Annotated in this window: 22 protein-coding genes; 8 read left to right on the forward strand and 14 right to left on the reverse strand. The window is 45.1% G+C overall.

Annotation, left to right across the window (positions count from 1 at the left end):
- Window positions 1-78: 78 nt before the first annotated feature.
- On the forward strand, window positions 79-471 hold the full coding sequence (locus tag JN178_RS08195; protein ID WP_159625081.1) for a DUF2750 domain-containing protein: 393 nt from the start codon (window positions 79-81) through the stop codon (window positions 469-471).
- 40 nt (window positions 472-511) lie between these two features.
- On the forward strand, window positions 512-901 hold the full coding sequence (locus tag JN178_RS08200) for a SufE family protein (protein WP_159625079.1): 390 nt from the start codon (window positions 512-514) through the stop codon (window positions 899-901).
- Between the two features lie 62 nt (window positions 902-963).
- On the opposite strand, the gene JN178_RS08205 is transcribed toward JN178_RS08200, so the two are convergent.
- From JN178_RS08205 to JN178_RS08230, 6 genes are all read right to left on the reverse strand, one after another.
- A complete protein-coding gene (locus JN178_RS08205) occupies window positions 964-1,188 on the reverse strand; it encodes a hypothetical protein (protein WP_202265181.1) in 225 nt (74 codons plus the stop codon).
- 127 nt (window positions 1,189-1,315) lie between these two features.
- Window positions 1,316-1,909 carry a rod shape-determining protein gene (locus JN178_RS08210; RefSeq protein ID WP_202265183.1) on the reverse strand — a complete coding sequence of 198 codons (594 nt, stop codon included), beginning with the start codon at window positions 1,907-1,909 and terminating at the stop codon, window positions 1,316-1,318.
- Between the two features lie 10 nt (window positions 1,910-1,919).
- On the reverse strand, window positions 1,920-2,009 hold the full coding sequence (locus JN178_RS20310) for a zinc ribbon domain-containing protein (protein WP_202265185.1): 90 nt from the start codon (window positions 2,007-2,009) through the stop codon (window positions 1,920-1,922).
- Window positions 2,006-2,200: a hypothetical protein gene (locus tag JN178_RS08220; protein WP_202265187.1), complete on the reverse strand. Its 195-nt coding sequence runs from the start codon at window positions 2,198-2,200 to the stop codon at window positions 2,006-2,008. Before JN178_RS08220 ends, JN178_RS20310 begins: the two co-directional genes overlap by 4 nt.
- A 10-nt stretch (window positions 2,201-2,210) precedes the next feature.
- Window positions 2,211-2,534, reverse strand: coding sequence for a hypothetical protein (locus JN178_RS08225; RefSeq protein ID WP_202265189.1), 324 nt, complete (start codon window positions 2,532-2,534; stop codon window positions 2,211-2,213).
- 97 nt (window positions 2,535-2,631) lie between these two features.
- Complete coding sequence (locus JN178_RS08230) at window positions 2,632-3,876, reverse strand: glycosyltransferase family 4 protein (RefSeq protein WP_202265191.1); 1,245 nt, start codon at window positions 3,874-3,876, stop codon at window positions 2,632-2,634.
- 347 nt (window positions 3,877-4,223) lie between these two features.
- Between JN178_RS08230 and JN178_RS08235 the strand changes: the two genes are divergently transcribed.
- Window positions 4,224-5,063: an HDOD domain-containing protein gene (locus tag JN178_RS08235; RefSeq protein ID WP_202265193.1), complete on the forward strand. Its 840-nt coding sequence runs from the start codon at window positions 4,224-4,226 to the stop codon at window positions 5,061-5,063.
- Window positions 5,064-5,128: 65 nt separating this feature from the next.
- Here the strand turns inward: JN178_RS08235 and JN178_RS08240 are convergent, their stop codons facing one another.
- The gene (locus JN178_RS08240) at window positions 5,129-5,944 is read right to left on the reverse strand and encodes an acyl-CoA thioesterase (RefSeq protein ID WP_202265195.1); all 816 of its coding nucleotides are present in this window, start codon (window positions 5,942-5,944) and stop codon (window positions 5,129-5,131) included.
- Between the two features lie 169 nt (window positions 5,945-6,113).
- On the opposite strand from JN178_RS08240, the gene JN178_RS08245 reads away from it, so the two are divergent.
- Both JN178_RS08245 and JN178_RS08250 read left to right on the forward strand, forming a co-directional pair.
- Complete coding sequence (locus tag JN178_RS08245) at window positions 6,114-7,439, forward strand: spinster family MFS transporter (protein WP_202265197.1); 1,326 nt, start codon at window positions 6,114-6,116, stop codon at window positions 7,437-7,439.
- Window positions 7,440-7,505: 66 nt separating this feature from the next.
- On the forward strand, window positions 7,506-8,315 hold the full coding sequence (locus JN178_RS08250) for an alpha/beta fold hydrolase (protein WP_202265199.1): 810 nt from the start codon (window positions 7,506-7,508) through the stop codon (window positions 8,313-8,315).
- A gap of 10 nt (window positions 8,316-8,325) precedes the next feature.
- Here the strand turns inward: JN178_RS08250 and glgC are convergent, their stop codons facing one another.
- Window positions 8,326-9,612 (reverse strand): glucose-1-phosphate adenylyltransferase, encoded by a 1,287-nt coding sequence (gene glgC / locus JN178_RS08255; protein ID WP_202265201.1) that lies wholly within the window; start codon window positions 9,610-9,612, stop codon window positions 8,326-8,328.
- Between the two features lie 270 nt (window positions 9,613-9,882).
- Here glgC and JN178_RS08260 point away from each other — a divergent pair, with 270 nt between their 5' ends.
- The 3 genes from JN178_RS08260 (at window position 9,883) to JN178_RS08270 (ending at window position 12,760) form a co-directional block, all read left to right on the forward strand.
- A complete protein-coding gene (locus JN178_RS08260; RefSeq protein WP_202265203.1) occupies window positions 9,883-10,860 on the forward strand; it encodes a nucleoside hydrolase in 978 nt (325 codons plus the stop codon).
- A 43-nt stretch (window positions 10,861-10,903) separates the two neighbouring features.
- Entirely contained in the window at window positions 10,904-11,437 is a 534-nt protein-coding gene (locus tag JN178_RS08265; RefSeq protein WP_159625059.1) for an SRPBCC family protein, read from the forward strand.
- 66 nt (window positions 11,438-11,503) lie between these two features.
- On the forward strand, window positions 11,504-12,760 hold the full coding sequence (locus tag JN178_RS08270; protein ID WP_202265205.1) for an MFS transporter: 1,257 nt from the start codon (window positions 11,504-11,506) through the stop codon (window positions 12,758-12,760).
- 115 nt (window positions 12,761-12,875) lie between these two features.
- Here JN178_RS08270 and JN178_RS08275 read toward each other — a convergent pair whose 3' ends face one another.
- The 6 genes from JN178_RS08275 to JN178_RS08300 form a co-directional block, all read right to left on the reverse strand.
- Window positions 12,876-13,775 carry a hydroxymethylglutaryl-CoA lyase gene (locus tag JN178_RS08275; protein ID WP_202265207.1) on the reverse strand — a complete coding sequence of 300 codons (900 nt, stop codon included), beginning with the start codon at window positions 13,773-13,775 and terminating at the stop codon, window positions 12,876-12,878.
- A gap of 5 nt (window positions 13,776-13,780) precedes the next feature.
- Entirely contained in the window at window positions 13,781-15,823 is a 2,043-nt protein-coding gene (locus tag JN178_RS08280) for an acetyl/propionyl/methylcrotonyl-CoA carboxylase subunit alpha (protein ID WP_202265209.1), read from the reverse strand.
- 2 nt (window positions 15,824-15,825) lie between these two features.
- Entirely contained in the window at window positions 15,826-16,644 is an 819-nt protein-coding gene (locus JN178_RS08285) for an enoyl-CoA hydratase/isomerase family protein (RefSeq protein ID WP_202265211.1), read from the reverse strand.
- Between the two features lie 11 nt (window positions 16,645-16,655).
- Window positions 16,656-18,263, reverse strand: coding sequence for a carboxyl transferase domain-containing protein (locus JN178_RS08290; RefSeq protein WP_202265213.1), 1,608 nt, complete (start codon window positions 18,261-18,263; stop codon window positions 16,656-16,658).
- Between the two features lie 79 nt (window positions 18,264-18,342).
- A complete protein-coding gene (locus tag JN178_RS08295; RefSeq protein ID WP_159625048.1) occupies window positions 18,343-19,512 on the reverse strand; it encodes an isovaleryl-CoA dehydrogenase in 1,170 nt (389 codons plus the stop codon).
- Complete coding sequence (locus tag JN178_RS08300) at window positions 19,509-19,916, reverse strand: MerR family transcriptional regulator (RefSeq protein WP_159625046.1); 408 nt, start codon at window positions 19,914-19,916, stop codon at window positions 19,509-19,511. Before JN178_RS08300 ends, JN178_RS08295 begins: the two co-directional genes overlap by 4 nt.
- Between the last annotated feature and the right edge of the window lie 256 nt (window positions 19,917-20,172).

A 20,172-nucleotide genomic window follows, 5' to 3' on the forward strand; every position in this document is an offset into this window, starting at 1 on the left:
CGCATTTTATCGCGAAGTAGATTGCGCCACTCGATAGTGCGGGTATACTTGCCGCAAAATCAAATACAGGTATGAATTGTGTTTCCAGAAACAATATCAGAAAAGTTGAGCGATACCGTTGTAGAGCAAGCAATGAAGCTTTCGGCCGAAGACCGACAAGAGCTAGTGGTAACTTATGTGCTAAAAGCAAAAGAAATTTGGATGGTGCAAGGCGCTGAAGGCTTTGTCATGTTTGAAGACGGTGAAAGCGTACAACTACCCGTTTTCCCACATCGCGATTTAGCCAACGCATTTGTACTTACCAATGGAGTAGATGGTCAAAGCGTGAATGTGTCACTTGATGAATTTAACCAGACTTGGCTACCGGGCCTAGAGAAAAACGGTGTAGAGTTGGTGATGTTCCCCACAACCAGTGATGTTGAGAACCTTGTAATGACCGCACAAGATTTAAGTGCAGCGCTAAGTGAATAAGGCCTGCCTTATCCGTGATAAGTAATCGATTCGTTGATAAATGACAGAAAATAATAACTTTCCCCCCATAGCAAATGAACTTGCAAAAGCGAAAGGGTGGGATGAATTCACCCGCACGCTAATGCTAGCGGGGAAAAGACTTACACCGCTTGATGAGTCTCTGCGTGATGAGCACTCAGCTGTACCAGGCTGTGAAAGCCCTGTGTGGCTGTTTAATAAAGATGGCCATTTCGAAGGTTACTCTCCAAGTAAGATAATACGCGGTGTGTTGGCTGTACTGTTGGAGAAAGCGAATAGCCTTGCTCCACAGGAGAGAATACAGTTTGATTTCGAGCAGTATTTGCAAGTTTGTCAACTCGACCGTTACCTAAGCCAGTCTAGGGGTAACGGTATAAAAGCAGTGATCAAACGTCTACAAACCGACGACTAACGGTAGGTTAAGTATTGCCTTCGTTTTTGGTCTGGGTTAGCAGGCCATATTGGCGTTGTATATCAGTGGCTGCTAGAAACTGCCTTTGTATCTACACGGTCTTTTTTTAGCGCCATCACCATAATAAATACCGCGCCGAATGGTGGAACTATGCCACAAAGGAAGCCAGTTATTGCAAGCAGTATAGGGTGATTGGTTTTTCGTTTTCCTAAAAAATAACCAACAAGTGCACACACAATTGCAAACGCAAAGGCAAGTTGGCCAACTAAAGTGGCATTCATATTCATTATTCTATCCTCAATAATGGGCAAAGCCCCGAAATCACGATATTGTATTTTTACAGTTTTCTCTCGGTAGCGGCGTTTTATACGATACCAAGTTTACTGTGAACGAGCCAACAACATCGATAGATTTCTATTTACTAAAATGCCAAATTGCGAAGGTAATCATAGCGATCCAAATAAAAAGTGCGCCAACATTGCTGGTTGACTGAGACGGTGGTTCACTTTGAGTACTCGTTCTAAGTTCTATTTGTAATTTCTCGAAATCTACGTGCTGTACCTCAAGAGGCTTGCCAACATAAAGTGCAATAGCGCTAGCCCCAGCGCCTAATGCTAGCTCTGTAAATGCACGTTCCTCAATTGCAGTAAGGCCACCTTCTATTTTTTCCATTGGGTGAATGATCACCTTTGGACGTGGGCGAAGCCAACTAGTATTTAAAATCGTTTTAAATGCGTGTTGCAGCAATTTTTCACCGACATAAAAATCACATAGAAGTGCTCTAGGATGTGAAAACGGATTTACGACAACTTCATTTTTTTGCACCGTGCTTGCGGCATTTTTACCAATGCCTGAAATAACTTTGTGGCCTTTTTCTGTGGTTCGTATTACAACGGTAGGAGAGTCATCAAATACTGTGCGATTGGTCACGTTGGTCACTTTTAATCGACTTTCCCAGATTTGTACATAAAGCGTTGCAGAAAACCGTTCAATAAACTTTGTAAACACGTAATGCTCTTTAAAAGAAAAAATCTAACAAGGTTCCAGTGGTGTTACGCTCTCTCTTATAGAGTTCAGAGAATCCACAATCAAGACAGCTTATTGTCATGAATTTTCCAGTTTTTGTGGTTTTAATCGAGAGTAAGCTACATAAAAGAAGACTGCAGTAAGACCAATTGCTGGCACTGGGCTTCTGCCTTCAGTTGCCGGTAGCGCTTCAATAAAGAGGTTGTATCCTATCCAACTACCTAAAATTAAGCCCATAACCAAACAGATAACACCAAATATTTTTCCTAACATAGTAAGTCCATTAACGCTTTGTACATATAACTGTGGCAACGGCTTGAATTGTATTAGAGCTATTTCCATGCCAACTTCCATTTGTTGGTTGTTCTGTAATTCCAGAAAAGGTGATGTCCTCTCCAAGTCCAGTCGCTTTTAGCTTAAATCCAGTATGTTTGCACAATTCAGATGCTTTTTTCAGAATTACTTTTTCTAGAACTGCTTTTCCATCATCGGCTGGACCAGAAGCGGTAATTTTAAATTCATTAGTTGCAACTTCTTCATAAGAGGAATGCGTGTTTGCGCAACCACAAATTGCCAAAACGACTAGGTAAAAAAAGCTATTTTTCATTTTTAAATCCTTTTCAACTACTTGCTAAAATTCGCCCTGCCAGTGTGCTTGTGACTAATTCTACCTGCATACAATAGAGTGTTTAGCTTGCTATTGGCTATGGTTTTTTATTTTTTGCTTCAATCCATTGGCTCATGTACTTACTCGCCGTCAATGTTTGGTGCCACAATAAACTTTGTAAAAACAAGCCTTGTCGGTGGTGCGCTATGCTTTCAATTACGTTCGTTAAGTAAGGCTCAAGGGGAAGGGCGTCTTTTTGTTGAGAAAATTGCGCTACGCATTCAACCGCCTTTTGGCTCGCTGCTGTCCAATTTTCTTCGTTGCTGTAAAGCGCAACAGCGTGTTTAGCGAATTCGTCAATCGTTTTAGCCTGATCTATGTCAGCGCCACAAACGGCTCCAGGCCAGCTGTAATCATCAGCTATACCTTCTGCGCCAATCCACGTGGTAATACTAGGTGTGGCAAAACGCATTGCATCTAAGAACTTACCCTTTACGCCTGCACCAAAGCGCAACGGCGCCAGTAGCACACGTGCATTTTGCATTACGTCGTCAACACTTCTCGCCCAGCCCTTAACGATAAATCCTTGTTTTTCATTATGTAGTTGTGTGGCTTTTTTGGGCGGATAGGCACCATAAATATGAAGCTGAGCGTCTGGCAACGCTTGTCGAATTGCAGGCCAAATGAACTGCTTCAGCTGAAGTACTGCATCCCAATTTGGTGCATGTCGAAAATTGCCGATATGAACAAAGTGTGCGCGCTCAGTAAATGGCGGCGATTTAGGCACTGATTTGTCTGTAGGTAGTGGATAGTAGAAGAGCTGGCTGCGTGGTACTTGATAATGCTCGGCAAGTAATTGCATTTCATGCTTTGAAATAACCAAAGTGATATCGCTACGAAGTATTGCCGCTATTTCTCGCTGGGCAAGCTCGGTATTGAGGTCAGCTAGTTTAGCATCACCGTGCATTTTTACAGCGTTGTGTCTTGCTTGACGCAAGCTATGGAGGTCTTCGGTATTTAGTACGCGCAGCGCATTGGGACAGCACGCTTTAACTCGCCACGAAAACTGCTCTTCGGTCATGTAGCGGTCAAAAACAACAATATCAGGCGCGAGGTCTTCAATGAGGCTGTCAAAACTACTGCAGTTAAGTGCAATCTCTCGACTATCAACACCTAAACTTTCTAAGTCGGTTTTGTGTTCACTGTCAGTAGCGGCAGTCAAAAATGTTACTTTGTGACCGGCAGAGCACATACTTTTAATGATAGAGAGCATGTTTTGGCCAGCAGCGGAAGAGTTGGGCTCAGGCCACACGTAGCCAATAATAACAGCACTAAGGTTCATAATAGATAAGGGTAAAAATAATAAAAAAGTATTACAAAGCGCAATATTAACATAGAAGCAATGAGAGTTATGATGCGCTTTTTTTAAGAAGCTATCTTAATTGTTAAGTTAGCTTGGTATAATAGTTCGGTGTGCTTCAATGGAATGATTATTTACAAGCGATAAAACACGGATGAAATACTTTTCGTAGTTATGCTTAAGTATATGAATAGTAAGAAAATCATACTTTTTTACTACACATATTTTATTGACCTAATCATTTTTTACGCCTATACATAAAAAGATGCGGGCTAAAGGACGTGCCTTTGTTCTATGTTAATGAAGGTTGCATTGGAGATCGTGCAAGAATGAATTTAGACGAACTTGTTTCAAAAGCAGAAGACCTTTTTGTTTTACCAGACTCTGTTACGCGATTGAAAGCCTGTATGGACGACGAAGCTTCAAGTATTGAAGACATCGGCGACATTATAGCCTTCGACCCGTCATTGGCTACACAGCTTCTGCGTGTGGCCAACTCTGCACTTTATCGTTTTCCCAATAAAATAGACACTATCACGCGTGCTATCCAAGTTGTTGGAACTCGTTCTACTTACGATTTGGCGCTGGCTTATGGCGTCAGTCAAGCATTTAGCGAAGTAGATGGGCAAATTATTGACCTTGATAAGTTCTGGGAACAGAGCGTGTCGTGTGGTCTACTTGCCAAATACTTTACGGATATGCGAAATATTCGCGAACCTGAACGCGCGTTCGTATCGGGCCTGTTGCATAACATTGGTGAATTGGTTGTTGTTTCATTAATGCCAGAAGCTGCTAAACGTTGTCAGGCGTTCAATGCGCGTGTCAGTCCATCAGAGTTGCAATTTGGGGTGCTTGGATTTACCTATAACACATTGTCGGCAAAACTCATTGAAAAGTGGGGTATTCCTGAAACTATCCATAAACCCATAGAGCGTATTCATGACGACGAAGGTGAATTTCCTGAAGATAGAATACTTCAGCTTTCTTATGTATTGGCGTTAGATAACGTAAATCCTGAGGTTTACCCGAGCTATCATAATTTAAAGCCCGAGATGCATGATGCGTTATCGTTAAATCGCGAAGATTTAGAAGATGCGTTGGATATTACTAATTTACAGTGCATATCGGTAATATCACTGTTTAATCCAAACGCCTTTATGCTTTACTAGTCCTTACGTGAAATACAATTGAGAAAAAACCTGTTTGTTAAAAAAACAAACAGGTTTTTTATTTCTTAGTCAAATATCGCAACGGTTTGACGGCTAATTGCAATCACCTCGTTGTCTTTATCCCAAATAGTGGCTTCAGTGTGCCCATAACCATCAGCTGCTTGGCGTGTATGCGCCTGATAAGCAAACCAGTCTGTTGGCGACACTGGTTTGTGCGGGTGGATAAACTCTAAATTCCAGCTCACCGTGCTTGCTGGTGCAGGCAGTTTCATCATTTGCAGTAGCGTAGGTGGCCATGCGTCAATCATGGTTATGATATGCGCATCAGTAATCTCAGCTGGAGGCTGCTTAAAACGCATAAATCCATGATAATGGCTTGTTTTCTTGCGAGTGAACGGCACACCGCCTTCATCAATAGATAAGTCAAAGTATCGCAGAAATTTGGGCGTTACTTTGGGGATTTGAGGTATGAACTTCGCTTTATTTGGCGTGGCCATAGAATGCGTTTCTGTATTCTCAACGCGAATTGCCGACGTTCTTCCTACACCAAAGCACGCTTGTGAAAATACGCAGCTTTTTCCATCTTGTATTGCGTGTGCTGTATATTGAGACACGTTCTTACCTGTTCGCAGCAGGGTTACTTCAATTGAGAAAGGCGCTTCTAAAGATAGCGGGCCTACAAAGTTAGTTGTAAAAGAGCGTAGCACTCTGTCGTCATGTACCTGCGTTTTAACGGCGCTATAAAGCATTCCTGCTGAAATGCCTCCAAAGGCGGTACGCCCTTGTCCCCAAGTTTTAGGAATAACAAGTCCATCGACTTTCCATGTATTGTCAGAAGTCTGCGTTAATGCGGGAATAGTTAACAGTTCGTCTACCGTCATAATTGTCTGTCTGGTCTGATGAGTTGATGAGCACACATCGTACCTCAAGCGCTAGGGAACAGAAAGACTCTCTTAGAAATTTTCGTTATGTTAACAAATAAGTAACAATTAGTTGTGCATTTTTTTGCCTAATGCGTAGACTGGGAAATCGTTATCGAAAAGGATAGTTATGGCTCAGACTCACGTTGAAGGTATTCCTGCAAGCGAAGCTGGAACATCTAGAAGTTACCGCAACTATGTGTTGTTCGTTCTCACCTTAGTGTATGCCTTCAATTTTATAGACAGGCAGATCATCGGCATTCTTTCTCCCTTTATCAAAGCGGACTTGGGTTTAGATGATGCGCAGCTAGGCTGGCTCAAAGGCATTTACTTTGCGCTACTTTATACGGTAATGGGGATCCCCATTGCATGGCTTGCAGACCGCTACAGCCGCGTTAATATTATTGCCATATCACTGACTCTTTGGAGTGGCTTTACTGCTGCGTCTGGATTGGCTGCTAATTATATGCAATTGGCCATTGCTAGAATTGGCGTAGGGATTGGTGAAGCGGGCGGCAGTCCACCATCGCACAGTATAATTTCCGACTTATTCCCCAAGGAAAAGCGTGCAGGTGCTTTAGCGGTTTATTCGTTAGGCATTCCATTTGGGGTTATGTTGGCCTTTTTTGCATCAGCATTTTTTCTTCAAGGCGGCTCAGCGGATTGGCGCACAGTAATGTACAGTGTGGGGATTCCCGGTATCTTACTAGCGCTGTTATTGAAGTTTACTGTTAAGGAACCCAAGCGCACTGTTACGGTACAAAGTGACGCAGAGCAAGCCAATAAGCCAAGTGTAAAAGCTTCATTGAAAACATTGCTAAAAGTGCCTACGTGGTGGGGAATGGCGTTAGGTATTTCGTTCGGTTCGTTCGGAAACTATGCTATTTCTACTTGGATCATAGATTATTATGTTCGTGCTTTTGCTGGGCTTGATATTACACAGCTACTGATTGTGTTCGGCATTATCAATGGTACGGCCTATGCGCTAGGGGTGTGGTTAGGCGGTTATATTGCAGATAGGTGGGGAAAACATAATAAGAAAGCCTATGCTTTGTTGCCTGCGATAGCACTTATTATAGGTGTACCTGCGTTTTATGTATCGCTCCAAGTACAAGACCTATGGCTCTCCGTTGGGCTAATGGCGCTTTTACTATTTACCAGTGGATCGTACCTAGGGCCTAGCTTTGCTATGGCACAAACGCTTGCGCCGGTAAATGTGCGGGCAATGTCGACTGCGTTATTTTTCTTTGTTCTCAATATTATCGCATTGGGTGGTGGCCCAACACTCACCGGTATTATCAGTCAAGCGCTAGTGCCTTCTCTTGGTGAAACCGAAGCACTAAGACAGTCACTTATCTATCTTGTAATACCTTATGCATTGTCTATTGCGGTATTTCTATGGACAAGCACAAAAATCGTAAAAGATTGGGAAATGGCAGAGGCGAGAGGCTTATAGTACTATGTCGGCAAGATTGGAATAAGGGGCCATCGCCCCTTTTCTTTTTTATATTCCGAGGTTTACGTGTCATCTTCAGATTTGAGTTTTCATTTCGCCCATGCCAATGGGTTTCCTGCTGGTTGTTACAATGCCATGTTTTCGGCCATGCCGAGCGAATTTAACCGTCTTCATGTAGAACGCTTTGGGCATGATCCGCAATTGCCAGTGAACGGCAATTGGCGTAATCAAGTTAAAGAACTAATTCGCCATATCGAGAAAGAAAACAAGGATCCGCGAGGCGTGTTTGGTATTGGTCACTCGTTCGGTGCCGTAATTACCTACATGGCAGCCTGCGAGGCCCCTGAGCTTTTTCGGGGGTTAATATTATTCGACCCACCATTGGTAGTTGGCCCATTAAGTCACTTTTTTAAGTTTGCTAAACATACGCCCTTAATTAATAAGCTAACTCCAGCGAAATTGGCGCAAACACGTAATACTAGTTGGCCGCTGCATACCGATATGGAAGCCTATTTTCACGGAAAAGCACTGTTTAGAGATATGGATAAGCGCTGCGTACGCGATTACGTAAAATCGGTTACCGCACAAAAGGGAGACGCTATATCACTAACATTTCGCGCCGATGTGGAGGCAGAGTTGTTTCGCAATGTTCCGCATAATTTGGGTAAGTACAAAGGCAAACTACAGTGTCCTGCGGTGTTAGTGACCGGCGACAAAAGCAACGTATGTAAGCCGCAAATGTATGCTCGATTAATGCAACATAATGAGATTGAGCACAAGGTGATGCGAGGAGGACATATGTTTCCGCTTGAGCATCCTGAAGAGGTAGCAGCATTTGTAACTGCTACCTTGAACAAGTGGAATAGTAAAAGTTAAAAACTGATCGCTATTCAGCTACGGTAGACTTTTTCAGACCACCCACTGGCTGGCCCAACATTTCGCGCGTGACTAGCACCACACCTTTTTCAGATACACGGAAACCACGAGCTCTATCTTGTTCGTGGTCATAGCCAATAGTGGTGCCCTCGGGCACAACGCAGCCACGGTCTATGATAACGCGCTTTAATTTGCAGTGACGCTTAATTTCAACGTCAGGCAGAATAACTGCGTCTTCTATGAGGCCGTACGAATGTACCCGTACATTGGAAAAACAAATAGAGGAGCGCAGGGTTGATCCCGATATAATGCAACCGCCAGATACCACCGAGTTAATGGCTTCACCACGTCTGTCATGGTCTTCCCATACAAATTTGGCGGGAGGAAGCTGCTCTTGATAAGTCCAAATAGGCCACTTTCTGTCATACAGGTTTAACTGTGGTACCGGTGCAACCATTTCCATATTGGCTTCCCAAAATGAATCAATGGTACCTACATCACGCCAATACGCATTGTCGCCGCCACTTTGTTCAAATGGATAGGCGTACACTGGGTGATCTTTAATAATTGAAGGAATAATGTCTTTGCCGAAATCTCGCTGAGAGCCCATGTTTTCAGCATCTTTGCGCAATTGCTCGAACAAAAATTCGGTATCAAATACGTAATTTCCCATTGATGCCAAACATTTGCTGCTGTCATTGGGTAGTGGCGTGGGGGAGGCGGGTTTTTCTTCAAAACCGTTTATTCTATAGCTTTCATCTACCGACATGACACCGAACGCGCCAGCGGCTTCCTCAACCGGTACCGACATACACGACACCGTCATTTTCGCCCCCGACTCTTTGTGCTTGGCTAGCATATCACCATAGTCCATGCGATAAATATGATCACCAGATAAAATCATTACGTACTTTGGCAGTTCATCGCGGATAATATCAATATTCTGGAATACCGCATCGGCGGTACCTTCATACCAACTGTCTGAAAATCGCTGAGATGCAGGCAGGATTTCAACTGACTCACCCAATTCTTTTTTAAAGTGCCCCCAGCCTCTGACGAGGTGGCGTATCAGTGAATGTGACTTATATTGGGTGACTACACCAATGCGGCGAATACCTGAATTAACACAATTAGACAGGGGGAAATCAATGATTCTAAATTTTCCACCAAAATAGAGTGCTGGCTTGGCACGCCAGTTAGTGAGTTCGTGTAATCTGGAACCTTTTCCACCTGCGAGTATTAGCGCATAGGTATCGCGTGTAAGGTTACTGATGTAACGAGAACTTTGATCTGCCATTTCCTAAAAACTCCTGTAATAAAGCGACAACGGTGTATCGTTAGAAATATTGAAAGAAAGAGAAGGTAAGCGATTAACAGCGCTACACGTGGTGTGTCCTTTGACAGTGATTTGCGAATATTCAGTGTGATAACTATGCAATACAAACATCAACAGTCCCAAGGACTTCGTGATAACCTAACTTCATATTACACAAGAATATTTAGAATGACAGTTTCATTTTTGTGCGATGTTATTTTTTGGTAAATTTTTTTAAAGGATTGTTTCATTATGTCAGCAAAACAGGCAGTAGTATTTGACCATGACGGTGGTATAGATGACTTACTTTCGCTGCTTTTATTACTTCGTTTGCCGAATATCGACGTTATTGGCGTAAGTATTACGCCTGCAGATTGTTACCCAGATGACGCTGTATTGAGCACAAAAAAAATTCTCAGCCTAACGGGTAATACTCATATCCCCATTTGTGTGGGAAATATATCTGGGCCTAACCCATTTCCTCCAGAGTGGCGGGCACAGCCCAAGGTATGTCACGCTATGCCCGTGATGCTGCGTACTAATAGCGATAGCGTAAACGTAAGTAATGCACCTGCTCACGAATGGATGCAAGAAACCATTTCAAAACATCCGTCAAAAGTGACAGTGCTAATGACAGGTCCAGCCACTAATTTAGCTGCCGCGATAACTGACGAGCAAAATGGTACTCGTGTGAAAAGTAATATTGAGCGTGTTGTATGGATGGGTGGTGCAATTGACGTAAAAGGTAATGTTGCCATGCACGACCACAACGGTACTGCAGAGTGGAATGCATATTGGCACCCTAAAGCAACAAGAGATCTCATCGATAGTGGCGTCAATGTTTTACTCGTGCCCCTTGATGCTACGAACTCGCTTCCCGTCAGTTGGTCGTTTTTGGAAAAGCTTGCGACGTCTCAAACCCCCGTATCCGATTTGGCCGGTCAGTTTTGGGCTGCAACCGTTACCGCTATTCCGTCCTATGAGTTTACGTATTTTCTTTGGGATATTTTATCAACGTGCATGTTGGCTTTGCCCAGTAAGCATTGTCGGGTCGATACTGGATGTATTGAGGTAGGAATAACTACACCTAATGCAGGGCAGACCCGTCGTAGTGACGCATCTAAAGGTGAAGTGTCTTGGGTTGCAGAGGTAGACGCTGATGTTGTTAGAAATATGGTCATTCATTATTTGAGTGGTGAATTTAGTCAAGCGCCCAGTGACTTTTGTTAATAAAATGTTATATTTTAAGCTGTAATTCATTTTGGAGGATCAGATGGGTGTATTGAAAAAGTTGTTGGGTATTGTTGGCGTGGTTATCGTCTTATTTGTGGCAACAAGCTTTTTTATCCCAAAGGAATATAGCGTTGAGCGCAGGATCACTATTGATGCGCAGCCTGCTGAAGTATATCCGTATATCGTGGATTTAAGGGAATGGCAAAAGTGGGGCGTGTGGTTTAAGCGTGACCCGCAAATGGAGCTCGACTATTCGGGCCCAGACCGGGCTATTGGTATGCGCTCAGAGTGGAAAAGCGATACTGAAGGCGACGGTGAGATGGAAATTACCCAATTAGAGCACAATAAACGCGTACTTTATCGGTTGTATTTTCCTGAGTTTGATATGGGGTCAACAGGCACAGTCGAAATGAAGGAAGTCGCTGAAGGTACGCAAGTGACTTGGCGTGACGAGGGCGAAGTCGACAATAATCCAGTGAACCGCTTTTTCGTTTTATTTATCGACGACCTTATTGGACCCGATTTTGAAATGGGCTTGGAGAACTTAAAGACCATCGTTGAGAATAAAGGTTAAAAGTGGGGACAACGCTTGTCTAACGCCCAGTGTATGTGATCTATAGCACCTAATGGTGCGTTTAAAATGAAAATTAAAACGCACTGGGCATCCACTGTCTTGCTAACGAATAAAAAACATCGACTTATTGCGGGCCTGTCATTAAACAAGCTCGCTGATTTACTAATATCGGCCAAAACCACACTTCCGGCTCTTCTAATATCAATGGGTGCTCCTGCTTGGATGATCGGGTGGCTAGTGCCCATACGAGAATCAGGGGCATTATTGCCTCAAGCGCTACTCAGTTTTTATCTTCGTAATCATAGTGAGAGACATAGTGTGTGGCGCGCGGGTATGGCTGTGCAAGCGCTCTCTGTAGCGCTCATTTTAAGCGCCCTTGTCCTTGCGAGTAATAGTGCTATGAGTGGGTGGATGGCAGGAATGGTTGTACTTGGTGCGCTTACATTGCTTAGTTTGGGGCGCTCTGCGTGCTCGCTTACCGTTAAAGATATGGAAGCCGATGTTGCTAAAAAAGGAGAGCGCGGAAACTTAATTGGCACCGCTTCAACGATTTCCGGAGTTGCGACGCTAGCGATTGCACTGCCGTTGTTTGTATTCAGCGATACATTGGACGCTTATATGCTCATGGGTATATTAGGTTTTAGTGCTAGTGTATTTGCATTAACGCTAGTGTGTATGTGGCCCATAAAAACCAATGTTGATGTTGAAAATGTTGAGAACGGCGAAAACAGCAACACAAAAAATAACCATACTAATGACAATAAAAATTCACTTTTTAGTGTTAAATTCGACAGCACTGTTTACAAGTTTATATTCGTGAGGGGGCTCTTTGTTCACTCTGCGCTTGTTGCGCCATATTTTATGTTGCAGAAGGAACAAAACGCAGCCGATCTATTACCTATTTATATAGGCGCAGAAGCGTTAGCGACGCTCTTATCGTCGCTGGTGTGGGGAAAGGTAGCTGATAAAAGCGCAAGGCTTACCCTTCAAATTGCAGGGGCAATGGCGCTTGTTGCGTGTATTGGGTTACTGGTTAGCAATTCAGAATCGCTTGTACTGTCAGCCGCGCTGTTCTTTGTGTTGTCTATTGCCCACGCGGGCGTCAGAACGGGGCGAAAGACCTACAGTTTGGATGTTAAGGAAGGGCAGGAGCGTACAGAGCTGGTGGGTTTCTCAAATACCTCTATTGGGCTCATTTTGTTAGCGTTTGGTAGCCTGTATGCCGCCCTAACGCCCGTATTGTCCTTTTCTGTGGTGTACGTGATGGCAGCTATGATTGCCTTGGCAATTGCGACCACCTTTATTTTGCCTAAAGAAAAATAAAGCGCAGTAGGTAAAAACCATACTGCGCTCTAATATTGGTATCGGGCGTGCATAAAGCGGATACTGGCCGGATATTGGCCGGGTATTCGGCTGGCATCCGCACTCATTTGCTTACCTATTTGGCAAGCAGTGCCGTTGCTACCTTAGATACTGGCGGTCTGCCCAGCACGCTTTGCACAAAGCGAGATGTATCCAGCAGTTTATCCATGTCCACGTTAGAGGTAATACCCATACCATTTAGCATGTACACCACATCTTCAGTTGCCACATTGCCACTGGCGCCTTTGGCGTAAGGGCAGCCGCCCAGGCCTGACACGGCTGAATCTATCACTGCTACGCCATATTCCATTGCGGTATACAGGTTAACCAGAGCTTGTCCGTAGGTGTCGTGAAAATGCACCGCAATCTTAGAGACTGGAATGTCGTTTAACACTTCATCCATCAAGGCTTTCGTTGCTCCAGGTGTACCAGTGCCTATGGTGTCGCCCAGCGATATTTCATAGCAGCCCATATCAAGCAGGGTCTTAGACACATCGGCTACGGCTTTTGGCGCTATTTTGCCCTCGTAAGGGCAGCCCATTACACATGACACATAGCCGCGCACAGGAATATTGAGAGCTTTGGCCTTCTCAATAACCGGCTCAAAGCGGCTAAGGCTTTCGCTAATTGAACAGTTGATATTCTTTTGCGAAAACGATTCAGAGGCCGCACCAAACACGGCGACTTCTTCAACACCCGCTTCAAGGGCAGCGTCTAAGCCTTTCATGTTAGGGGTGAGGGCAGAGTACTGCACACCTTGCTTGCGGGTTAATTGTTTGAAAATATCACCCGAATCGGCCATTTGTGGCACCCATTTGGGCGATACAAAACTTCCTGCCTCGATACGCGTTAATCCCGCGTCTCCTAACAAGTTAATTAGCGTTAGCTTATCTGCCGTGGTTACCAGTTGCTTCTCGTTTTGTAGGCCATCGCGAGGGCCTACTTCAACAATACTAACGTGCGATGGGAATGCCATGGCATTTACTCCTCTTCGCCATCGGCGGTAAAGGCCAGTAGCGTTGCGCCACCATCAACCAGTTCACCGGCGTTAAAGTAAAAGCTGTCAACCACGCCATCTTTAGGGGCAACAATACTGTGCTCCATTTTCATGGCTTCCATGATCAGAATGGGCTGGCCTTTTTCTACTTTCGTGCCTGGCTCTACCAATAGGGCAACAATAGTGCCGTTCATTGGCGCATCAAAGTTGGCGTCGTGACCTGCATCGCTGTCATCACCTAGTGAAGGTAAAACAACATCAAAGCTAGCGTGAGTATCGTTGTTAAACAGCGTGAAGTGTCCGTCTTTTTCGCACACACTGTACACTGTCTTATAACCGTCGATAACGCCGTGAAGTTGAGCGCTGTTGGCATCTAATGCAGTTAATTCACCTGAAACCACATGCGTAGAACCGTTAATGGTGAGGTTCCATACCAATTCACCTTGGGTAGCAGTATGGTTTACGCTGATATCAAGCGTGTCGCCGTTTACCTGTAGCTGCAATACTTCATTGTGAGTAAGGTTTGCACGCCACGCTCCCGCTGAACCCCAAACAGAAAGCTGTTTGTTATTGGCGTTGTTGCGCTTGGTTTGCATCGCCTGGCGGTGTGTCAAGGCAAGTAGCGCCATAGCAGGTAACGTTACGCGATTAAATTGGGCGTTTTCTGGTGCAGGGGCAAACAAGTCGTCATTGTGTTTTTCAACAAACGTTGTGGTTAGCTCTGCGTCGATAAACGCTTGGTTGCTAGCAACGCGTTTAAGAAAATCAATGTTTGTTGATACGCCTTCAATATGATAGTTGCCAAGCGCGTGAAGTAGGCGTTTAAGCGCTACTTCTCGTGACTCGCCCCATACCACCAATTTGGCAATCATAGGGTCGTAGTACACGCTAACTTCATCGCCTTGTTCTACACCGGTATCTACGCGCACTACGTCGCTTTCTGTTGGCGGTTGTAGAAGGTGTAATGTACCTGTCGAAGGTAAAAACTCATTGTTTGGATCTTCGGCATAGATACGTGCTTCAAACGCATGGCCGGTGAGCGTAAGCTCTTCTTGCTGCTTAGGAATGGGCTTACCTTCAGCAATTGAAAGCTGCCACTGAACAAGGTCTTCATTCGTGATCATCTCTGTCACAGGGTGCTCTACCTGCAAACGAGTGTTCATTTCCATGAAATAGAATGAGCCGTCTTCATCTAGCAAGAACTCAACCGTACCTGCGCCAACATAGTTAATCGCTTTCGCGGCAAGAATAGCTGCTTCACCCATTTTCTCGCGAATATCTTGCGACATATTTGGGGCAGGGGCTTCTTCAATGATTTTCTGGTGGCGACGCTGTACAGAACAGTCGCGCTCAAACAAGTAAACGCCATTACCTAAGGTGTCACAGAACACTTGAATTTCTACGTGACGCGGTCGTGTAAGGTATTTTTCAACCAACATGTGGTCGTCACCAAAGCTTGCCATCGACTCGCGCTTAGCGGCGCTAAGGGCTTGTGAAAATTCCTTTTCACTCCATACCTGTCGCATACCTTTACCGCCACCACCTGCGGCTGCTTTAAGCAGTACAGGATAGCCCATCTCATCAGCGGCAGCCTTCAACACGGCTTCATCTTGATCATCACCGTGATAACCCGGCACAAGCGGTACACCGGCTTTCTCCATAATATGCTTTGCCGCAGATTTAGAGCCCATGGCTTCAATAGCCGAAGCAGGAGGACCAACAAAAATGATGTTGTTGCTCGCGCAAAGGTTAGCAAAATCGGCATTTTCTGATAAAAAACCGTAGCCAGGGTGAATGGCATCTACGCCTAGCTGCTTTGCTTTTTCAATGATCAGTTCGCCGCGTAAGTAGCTTTCCTTTGATGGTGAAGCACCCAAATACACGGCTTCGTCGGCCATTTTTACATGGCGTGCTTGGGTGTCTGCATCTGAATAAACTGCTACTGTTTTTACGCCTAACAGTTTGGCTGTTTTAATAACGCGGCAGGCAATTTCGCCACGGTTAGCAATGAGTAATTTATTAATCATCTTTATTTCTCCAACCCCGCGTTGTCTTGTGCGGCTGGCTTTATCCAAGCAGCGCTACGTTTTTCTAAAAAGGCACCTAAACCTTCTTGGCCTTCTTCAGACGTGCGTACTTGAGCAATCAGTTTACTGGTTTCGCCCAGCAGCGCATCGTTAATAGGCTGAGACGCCACCCATTGCACTAACGCTTTTGACTGCGCGACAGCCTGTGGTCCATTTTTAACGATACCGCTGATAATGCCGTCAATCGTGCTATCTAATTCGTCTTCGGTTACCGATTCACTTAGCAGGCCTAAGCGTCTTGCACGACGCGCAGAAAACACTTCGGCAGTTTGGAAATAACGGCGACATACGCGAGCGCCCATTGCTTCAACAACATAAGGGCTAATAGTGGCTGGAATAAGTCCAATTTTCACTTCGCTTAAGCAAAACTTGCTTAGCTTGCTGCCAATGGCAATGTCACAGCAGGCAATAAGGCCAACAGCCCCACCAAACGCAGCGCCTTGTACACGTGCAATAGTTGGTTTGGGCAATGCGTACAGTGTTTGCAGCATGGTAGCCAGCCCCATCGCATCACTTTCGTTTTGCGCTTGGGTGTAGCTTGCCATTTTTTTCATCCAGTTAAGATCAGCGCCTGCACTAAAGCTTTTGCCCTTAGCTTGCAGTACAAGGGCACGCACTCTGGTATCTTCACCCGCTTGCTTAAACAAGCGGGTTAATTCGGCAATCATTTCATCGTCAAAAGCATTGTGCTTTTCTGGGCGATTCAACGTTACGATGGCGACATCACGCTCATCAACAACGTAGGTTACAGCTTGTTCCATATTCATCGCTCCTACATTCTGAAGATGCCGAATTGAGTGTCTTCAATTGGCTTGTTAAGTGCGGCGGATAAAGACAGACCCAATACAAGACGTGTATCGGCAGGGTCGATAACCCCGTCATCCCACAAGCGCGCAGACGCGTAGTACGGGTGGCCTTGCTTTTCGTAAGTATCGATAACCGGTTGCTTAAACGCTTTTTCTTCTTCGTCGCTCCAGCTTTCGCCTGCACGCTCTTTTTGGTCGCGTTTTACTTGTGCAAGTACACCAGCGGCTTGTTCGCCACCCATTACCGAGATACGTGCATTTGGCCACATAAACAGGAAGCGTGGATCGTAAGCGCGGCCGCACATGCCGTAGTTACCGGCACCAAAGCTACCGCCAATCAATACGGTAAGTTTTGGTACATTGGCACAGGCGACTGCTGTCACCATTTTTGCACCGTGCTTTGCAATACCGCCATGTTCGTACTGTTTACCTACCATAAAGCCGGTAATATTTTGTAAAAACACAAGAGGAATTTTGCGCATAGCACATAGCTCAACAAAGTGAGCGCCTTTCAATGCACTTTCGCCAAACAAAATACCGTTATTGGCAACAATGCCCACCGGGTAGCCGAAGATGCGTGCAAAGCCACACACCAGCGTTGTGCCGTAAAGCGGCTTGAATTCGTCGAAATCAGAGTCATCGACGATACGAGCAATGATTTCACGAACGTCAAAGGTCTGCTTACTATCAGCAGGAACAATGCCGTAAATCTCTTTGCTGTCGTAACGTGGTGGCTTGATGTCCGCCACGTCTACCGTTTCAGGCTTCTTGCGATTTAATCTACCAATGGCATTGCGCGCTAGCGACAGTGCGTGATGGTCGTTATTGGCTAAGTGATCAGCTACACCTGAAATACGTGTGTGAACATCGCCCCCACCAAGCTCTTCAGCAGTAACCACTTCACCTGTGGCTGCTTTTACTAAAGGTGGACCACCAAGGAAAATAGTGGCTTGCTCTTTAACAATAATGCTTTCATCTGCCATGGCTGGCACATAGGCGCCACCTGCGGTGCACGACCCCATAACGACCGCTATTTGCGGAATGTTTTTGGCTGACATATTGGCTTGATTAAAGAAAATGCGGCCAAAGTGCTCACGGTCAGGAAATACATCGTCTTGGCGAGGCAGGTTAGCACCGCCTGAGTCTACCAAGTAGATACAAGGTAGATTGTTTTGTTCGGCGATGGTTTGCGCGCGAAGGTGCTTTTTAACAGTAAGAGGGTAGTAGGTACCACCTTTAACTGTCGCATCGTTCGCAACAATCATACACTCAACGCCATTGACCACACCTATACCGGCTACCACGCCCGCGCAGGGTACATAGTCTTCGTACACTTCCCATGCCGCTAGTTGGCCAATTTCAAGAAATGGCGTGTCTTCATCTATCAGCGCATTAATACGATCGCGAGGTAATAGTTTGCCACGAGAAACATGGCGCTCGGCGGCTTTTTCACCACCACCTTGTGTAATTTGATTTATTTTTTCGAGAAGATCGTCCACCTGCGCCTGCATAGCCTCGCTATTGGCAACAAAGGTTTCAGATTTCACATTAATCGTAGAGCGAAGAACGGGCATGACCCCTCCTTGTGTGACAGCCTCTTAAATTAAGAGGCTGTGTTGTCGTTTGGTACTAAAAGTGAGATTAACGGTTTTATTATTTTGATTCGTTAAACAGCTCTCGGCCGATAAGCATTCTGCGAATTTCAGATGTACCTGCACCAATTTCGTAAAGCTTAGCGTCACGTAATAGGCGACCAGTAGAGTATTCGTTGATGTAGCCGTTACCGCCTAGTAGCTGAATAGCGTCTAATGCCATTTTGGTTGCTAGCTCGGCAGAGTAAAGGATAGCGCCTGCGGCGTCTTTTCGCGTAGTTTCACCGCGATCGCATGATTTCGCTACCGCATAAACATAAGCGCGGGCCGCATTCATTTGGGTGTACATGTCTGCAACTTTGCCCTGAACCAGCTGGAATTGACCAATTGACTGACCAAATTGTTCACGATCATGAATGTACGGTACAACAACATCCATACAGGCCTGCATAATACCTAGCGGGCCACCAGAAAGCACAAGACGCTCGTAGTCTAGGCCGCTCATTAATACGCGTACACCTTCGCCTTCGTTGCCGATGACGTTTTCAGCCGGTACTTCACAATCTTCAAATACCAGTTCGCAAGTGTTCGACGAGCGCATACCAAGCTTGTCGAGCTTTTGCGCGCGAGTGAAGCCAGGGAAATCACGTTCTACGATAAACGCAGTAATGCCGCGTGGGCCTGCGTTTACGTCAGTTTTCGCATAAATAACAAAGGTATGTGCATCTGGACCATTTGTGATCCACATTTTGTTGCCGTTCAAAATATACTTATCGCCGCGCTTTTCCGCTCTTAGCTTCATGCTAACAACGTCAGAACCTGCGTTTGGCTCACTCATTGCCAACGCACCGATATGCTCACCCGATACCAGTTTAGGTAAATACTTCTCGCGCTGGGCGTCGTTACCGTTTTTGAAAATTTGGTTTACACAAAGGTTAGAGTGCGCGCCGTAGCTAAGACCGATGCCCGCTGAGGCACGACTAACTTCTTCCATTGCAACGGTATGTGCAAGATAGCCCATGTCTGAACCACCATATTGTTCAGATACTGTGACGCCAAGCAAACCCATGTCGCCCAGCTTGGTCCATAGCTCGTTTGGAAACTGATTGTCGGCATCTGCTTTTTCGGCCAATGGTGCAATTTCGTTTTGCGCAAACTGATACACCTGATCACGCAACATGTCGATGTCTTCGCCAAGGCCAAAGTTTAGAGTAGGGTAAGCGGTATTCATGCAATTTTTCCTCGTTTGAGTTCTGCGAGTTCTTCGCGACAACGTGCTTCTACATCATCAAGTTCCGTCATCAGCATTTGAATATCTTCAAGCTGTTGACGCAGCACGGCACGTTTTTGCTCAGTCATTTCCAACATGGCTTCTAACTGAACAGCCGAATTAGGGTTGCTGTCGTACATGTCGAACAAGGTTTTGACTTCAGCCAGTGAAAAACCAAGGCGTTTGCCGCGAAGAATAAGCTTGAGTCGCACTCGATCTTTATTCAGATAAACGCGGTTTTGTCCGGTTCTCGATGGAGACATTAAGCCTTGCTCTTCGTAAAAACGAATAGAGCGAGGTGTTATGTCGAATTCGCGAGCAAGCTCGCCAATGGCGTAAGTCGTTTCGTCGTCGTACTTGTTCATTACATGTACCTTGTTTTTAAGCGCTTTCTTGCTACCTCACTTTTCTTTTAAAAAGTGGGGTATGTAACTACGTTTATAGCACTAACGTGCTATTCAATTGTGATGCACTAATACGTAGTGTTTTGTTGACACTGTCATAGTACAGGTTTACGTTAACGTTAATTACAATTTACGTTAAGGTAAAGTAACATTTTACTAACGTCAATTTTTCATTGTGTTGACGGTAAGTTGTCACACTTAAGGGTGTTTACTTTTT

Source organism: Alteromonas sp. KC3 (assembly GCF_016756315.1).
Taxonomy (GTDB): domain Bacteria; phylum Pseudomonadota; class Gammaproteobacteria; order Enterobacterales; family Alteromonadaceae; genus Alteromonas.